At 31.3% G+C, this 5,895-nt stretch carries 5 protein-coding genes; 2 read left to right on the forward strand and 3 right to left on the reverse strand.

Features of this window, described 5'->3' with window-relative positions:
• Positions 1-101: 101 nt before the first annotated feature.
• The 3 genes from U9R42_01185 to dxs all read right to left on the reverse strand — a co-directional run bounded on the left by U9R42_01185 (position 102) and on the right by dxs (position 3,761).
• Positions 102-1,427, reverse strand: coding sequence for a transglycosylase SLT domain-containing protein (locus tag U9R42_01185; GenBank protein MEA3494627.1), 1,326 nt, complete (start codon positions 1,425-1,427; stop codon positions 102-104).
• Positions 1,428-1,491: 64 nt separating this feature from the next.
• Positions 1,492-1,731, reverse strand: a complete 240-nt coding sequence (locus tag U9R42_01190; GenBank protein ID MEA3494628.1) for a twin-arginine translocase TatA/TatE family subunit — start codon at positions 1,729-1,731, stop codon at positions 1,492-1,494.
• A 125-nt stretch (positions 1,732-1,856) separates the two neighbouring features.
• Positions 1,857-3,761 (reverse strand): 1-deoxy-D-xylulose-5-phosphate synthase, encoded by a 1,905-nt coding sequence (gene dxs / locus U9R42_01195; GenBank protein ID MEA3494629.1) that lies wholly within the window; start codon positions 3,759-3,761, stop codon positions 1,857-1,859.
• 324 nt (positions 3,762-4,085) lie between these two features.
• Here dxs and U9R42_01200 point away from each other — a divergent pair, with 324 nt between their 5' ends.
• Together U9R42_01200 and U9R42_01205 are read left to right on the forward strand one after the other, a co-directional pair.
• Complete coding sequence (locus U9R42_01200) at positions 4,086-4,853, forward strand: 3'-5' exonuclease (GenBank protein ID MEA3494630.1); 768 nt, start codon at positions 4,086-4,088, stop codon at positions 4,851-4,853.
• Between the two features lie 39 nt (positions 4,854-4,892).
• On the forward strand, positions 4,893-5,582 hold the full coding sequence (locus tag U9R42_01205; GenBank protein MEA3494631.1) for an NAD-dependent deacylase: 690 nt from the start codon (positions 4,893-4,895) through the stop codon (positions 5,580-5,582).
• Positions 5,583-5,895 lie beyond the last annotated feature (313 nt).

The raw sequence follows: 5,895 nt of genomic DNA on the forward strand, positions 1-5,895 counted from the left end.
CTCGACATTTAATAAGTTTCCGAATGTCAATTCTTTATATTCAAATGCGAAACTTGAGTAAATGATTAGGAATTCTCAAGATAAAAAAATCCCCCAACCTTCTATCTTTTTGTAAAATTTACATTCTTGTATTTTGAGTAACTGCTTTTTGGAACATAAACATTAACTGTTTTGCCGGGTTTAATAATTCCTCCGGGAAAATTATTCCATTTGTTTAGGTCGCTTACCGAACAATCATACAATGATGATATTTTATATTTTGTATCTCCCGGTTTTACATTATAAAGAATTAATGTAAGCTCATTTTTATTTCTCTTTCCCCCATAACTGATACTTTTTACTTTTGATGCATTATCAACTTTTAGTTTTTCTTTTTCATCCAAAAGTGTTTGATACCTAAAAATCCTACTCCTGTGAATTGTAAATCTTGAAGCTTCGGAGATTGGAAGTCGAAGAATGTAATATTCACCGTTTTTTGGCATTGGAATTAAATTTCTTAAATATTGAGGGTTAAGTTCATGTAAAAGCTCCGTTGAAATTTTTAATGCTTTTGAAATTACTTCAAATCGTAATCTTTTGTTTATATGAATTGTATCAATATATCCGGGATTGTAAATATTTTTTGGATATAAATTATGTTCAATATAATAATTCATAACATAATTGGCTGCTATAAAAGCAGGAACATAACCACGTGTTTCGTTTGGTAAATAAGGATAAATATCCCAAAAATCAGATTTATAACCCGACCTTTTAATTGCTTTGTTTACACTACCTGGTCCACAATTATAGGCTGCAATAACGTAAAGCCAGTCTTTATAAATGCTGTATAAATCTTCAAGATATTGAACAGCAGTTTCAGTTAGCACAAAAGGGTCTCTTCTTTCATCAACATTTGAAGTTATCTCAAGATCGTACATTTTTGCAGTTGAATAAATAAATTGCCACAAACCTGTAGCTCCACTTCTTGAAACGGCATGAGTGTTAATAGCAGATTCTATCACAGGTATATATTTTAATTCTAAAGGAAGATTGTGCCTGGCAAGTTCAGCTTCAAAAATTGGGAAATAATAATGTGATAATCCAAGCATATTTTCTACTTGCACTCTTTTGTCTTTCACGTATAACTCTATAAATCTTTTAATAACAGGGTTATATCCTAAAGGAATAGGACTTTGTAAAGCGTTAAGTCTTTTTTTGTAAGTTCTGTCAGCATACAATGGGATGTCATTATGTTTAAACCCATATTTGTTTAAACTACTTGTGTTGGTATCAACGCTAAGCTTGCCAATGTACCACGAGTTGAGCAATTCATCTAAGGAAGCACGAATCGGTCGCATTTCACTTTCTCCTGCAAAACCGTTTTGAGCAATTGATTGAAACGAAAAAATGAAAAACATTATTGAAATGATCGATATTTTTAACATAATTAGGTCTTTTTTGTTCAGAACTTTTATTTGTTATTTGTTTTGAAAAAGATTATTCTTTGCTTTATTTTCCACTGTCTTCACTATCTTTCTCCTTTTCCTTATCCTCATCCTCATTTTCTTTCATCCCATCTTCAAAATCTGTTTTAACCTTTTCCTTTGCTCTATTAAATTCTCTTACACCTTTTCCAATACCTTTCATTAACTCAGGAATTTTCCGACCTCCAAATAACAATAATATAGCTCCAAAGATTATTAATAACTCCCAACCTCCAAACCATCCAGCAATATTATATTCTATCATAACTTACTCATTATTTTATGAGTACAATATTAAGGTAGTTGTTTTAATAAAAAGACAATTTTATTAGAATTTGTCCACAATTGTTGTTTGAGGGCGAAAAATTATAGAACCCCCCTTTACTGTTTTTACTTTATTTTTATAATTTCTTTAACGGAATCAATTATCCCCTTAGTGTTAAAACCACAAATATTTTGCAATTCAGGGATTGTACCATGGTCAATAAATTTGTCGGGAATGCCAAGCCGCTTTACTTTTGTTGTGTAATTATTGTTTGAAAGAAATTCCAAAACAGTTGAACCAAATCCTCCTGATAATGAACCGTTTTCAACAGTAATTATTTTGTTGTGTTTTTTTGCAATTTTATGTAAAAGTTCTTCATCAATTGGTTTTACAAATCTCATATCGTAATGTGCTACCGAAATATTTTCTTTCTTGAGTTTATTAACAGCTTCAATTACATTATTACCAACATGTCCGATAGATAAAATTGCAATGTCGTCTCCGTCATTTATCATTTGACCTTTACCAATTTGAAGTTTTTTCATTGGTTTTTTCCAATCTTTTGTAACGCCTTGTCCTCGTGGATATCTGATTGCAAAAGGCATGTCATGATTTTGAGCTGTAAACATCATGTTTCTCAATTCAATTTCATTGAGTGGTGATGCAATAACGAGATTTGGAATGCTTTGTAAATATGAAATGTCAAACGCTCCATGATGAGTAGCTCCATCGTCTCCAACCAATCCTGCTCTGTCGATGCAGAAAACAACAGGGAGTTTTTGAATACAAACATCATGAATTAGTTGATCGTAAGCTCGTTGTAAAAATGTAGAATAAATTGCACAAAATGGTTTTAATCCTTGAGTAGCTAAACCTGCAGAAAATGTTACCGCATGTTGTTCGGCAATTCCTACATCAAATGACCTGTCGGGAAATTCTTTAAGCATATAAGTCATAGAAGAACCTGTTGGCATTGCAGGGGTTACTCCAATTATATTTTTGTTTTTACGGGCAAGTTCTACAAGTGTTTTCCCAAAAACATCCTGATATTTTGGAGCTTCGTTACCATTGGTTTTTTTTAAACTTTTTCCGGTTTTTACATCAAAAAGACCGGGAGCATGAAAACGGGTTTGATCTTCTTCAGCATATTTATATCCTTTACCTTTGGTGGTAATTATGTGCAATATTTTTGGTCCTTCAATATGTTTGAGCTGTTGAAGTATTTTTACTGTTTTTTCAACATCATGTCCGTCAATAGGTCCAAAATATCTAAACTTTAAGGCTTCAAATAAATTACTTTGTTTAAAGAAGAATGTTTTTGTGCTATGTTCAATTTTTGAAGCAAATGATTGTGCATTTGGTCCGTATTTTTTGGTTTTCCCAAGTAATTTCCAAATATTATCTCTGAATTTATTGTATGAAACAGATGCTGTTGCACTTACTAAAAAATCTTTTAAAGCACCTACATTGGGGTCAATAGCAATGCGGTTATCATTTAATACAACCAATAGGTTTGCATTTGAAACACCTGCATTATTCAATGCTTCAAAAGACATCCCACCTGTTAATGACCCATCACCGATTACAGCAATATGATTTCGTTTTTTATTTCCTTTAATTTTATCGGCTTCTGCCATACCAAGTGCTGCCGAAATAGATGTTGATGAATGTCCTACTCCAAAGGAATCATACTCACTTTCACTCATTTTAGGGAATCCGCTAATCCCTCCAAGTTGCCTGTTTGTGTGAAAAACATCTTTTCTTCCTGTTAATATTTTGTGCCCGTAAGCCTGATGACCAACATCCCAAATTAAAGTGTCTTCAGGTGTATTAAATACATAATGTAAAGCAACTGTTAATTCAACAACACCAAGACTTGCGGCAAAATGTCCACCGTTAATAGCAACAGATTCAATGATAAAATCACGTAGTTCTTTTGATAAAAGACTTAAATCACTGACTTCTAGCTTCCTTACATCTTTTGGTAAATTTATTTTATCTAACAGTTTTGTTGTTCTTTCTTTTACCATTTTTTGCTAATTGGACATTCTTGATAATTAATTATTGAATTTCAAAATTACAAAATTCTTTTGAGTGGAAGCATTATTTTTAACAAGAGAATTAATATTGTCTAAATCATATTTTTAAGGCGTAACAAAAGTGTTTTTATTGATTTAATGAATTTTTACAGAGAAAACAACCGAAAGTAGTTTTTTAATCTGTGAATCTGTGGCTTTTATATTCTGTATAGTTGCTGAGTAGTAACAAAAAGTTTCAAAAAAGCTAACAGTAAAAAAAAATTTGTAATTTTAAGATTTTAAAAAACGATGAAAATTTTGGTTTAAAAAGCAATTTTGGATAAATTTGTAATTTATCCAAAACTAAAAAACTTTGCTATGCTTGAAAATATCCAACTTGATAAAATATTTTTCTTAGATATTGAAACAGTTCCGCAATTTGAAAAATATGAAAATGTTCCTGAGACTTTTAAAGAATTATGGAATCTGAAAGCTGATAGAATTATAAAAGATGAGAGTGCTTCTGCTGAAGATGTTTATGAAAGAGCAGGTATTTATGCCGAATTTGGAAAAATAGTTTGTATTTCTGTTGGGCTTTTTACCAAAAAGGATAATTCATTGCAATTTAGGCTTAAGTCATTTTATGGAGATGATGAAAAGCAAATTTTAGCCGACTTTGGGCAAATGCTTGATGTTCATTTTAATGTTAATAAAAATTATTTGTGTGCTCACAACGGTAAAGAGTTTGACTTTCCTTACATTTCAAGGAGAATGATAATCCATGGATTGCCTTTACCCGAACCAATTGATAATTGGGGGAAGAAACCTTGGGAAACTGTTCACTTAATTGATACAATGCATTTATGGCGTTTTGGAGATTATAAAAGTTATACTTCATTAAATTTGTTATGTGCAAGTTTGGATATTCCAACACCAAAAGATGATATTTCCGGAAAAGATGTTTGGAAAGTTTATTGGCAGGAAAAAGACCTTGAAAGGATTGTAAAATATTGCGAAAAAGATGTTTTGGCAATTGCAAGGTTGATGCAAAGGTATAAAAGAGTTGAACTTATAGATGATAATAATGTAGAACATATCAGTTAAATTTAAGTTAATTTTTTATTTATTTTAAAATTACTAATTATGAAAAAAATAGTTGTGTTAACAGGGGCAGGTATGAGTGCCGACAGTGGTTTGCAAACATTTAGAGACAAGGGCGGTTTGTGGGATAAGTACGATCCTATGGAACTCGCTACGCCAGAGGCATGGAATACTCAAGCTGAAAAAGTTCTTGAATTTTACAACATAAGAAGAAAATTTGTTCGTGAAGCATACCCTAATGATGGACATAAAGCAGTTGTTGAACTTGAAAAAAAATTTGACGTAACAATTGTTACACAAAATGTTGACGACCTTCACGAAAGAGCAGGTTCATCTGATATTTTGCATTTACACGGTGAAATAAAAAAAGCAAGAAGCACTACTGATGAATCATTGATTTATGATTTGGATGAAAAAGATATTTTTATTGGAGATAAATGTGAAAAAGCTTCTCAACTACGTCCTCATATTGTTTGGTTTGGAGAAGCTGTTCCTATGTTGCAAACTGCCATTCAAATTACAGCAACAGCAGACATCTTCATTATTATCGGAACAGGATTAAGCGTTTATCCTGCAGCAAGTTTAATAAATTATGCTCCTAAAGCTGTGAAAATGTATGTTGTTGATAAAAATATACCATTTATAGCAAAGGATAAAAATATTACAGCAATTGAAAAAAAAGCATCCGAAGGAGTTCCCGAATTAGTTAAAGAATTAATGAAAACCTCATAACAAATCATTAGCATATTCGCGATACAAAAAATATCATTCGTGCATTCGTGGCAAAAAAATTATTCGTAGCAAAAAAAATATCATTAGTGCATTCGTGGCAAAAAAAATTATTCGTAGCAAAAAAATATCATTAGTGCATTCGTGTCAAAAATATTATTCGTAGCAAAAAAAAATATCATTCGTGTATTCGTGGCAAAAAAAATTATTCGTAGCAAAAAAAATATCATTCGTGCATTCGTGGCAAAAAAATTATTCGTAGCAAAAAAAATATCATTAGTGTATTCGTGGCAAAAAAATTATTCGTAGCAAAAAA

The sequence above is a fragment of the Bacteroidota bacterium genome (genome assembly GCA_034723125.1).
Classification (GTDB): Bacteria; Bacteroidota; Bacteroidia; order CAILMK01; family JAAYUY01; genus JAYEOP01.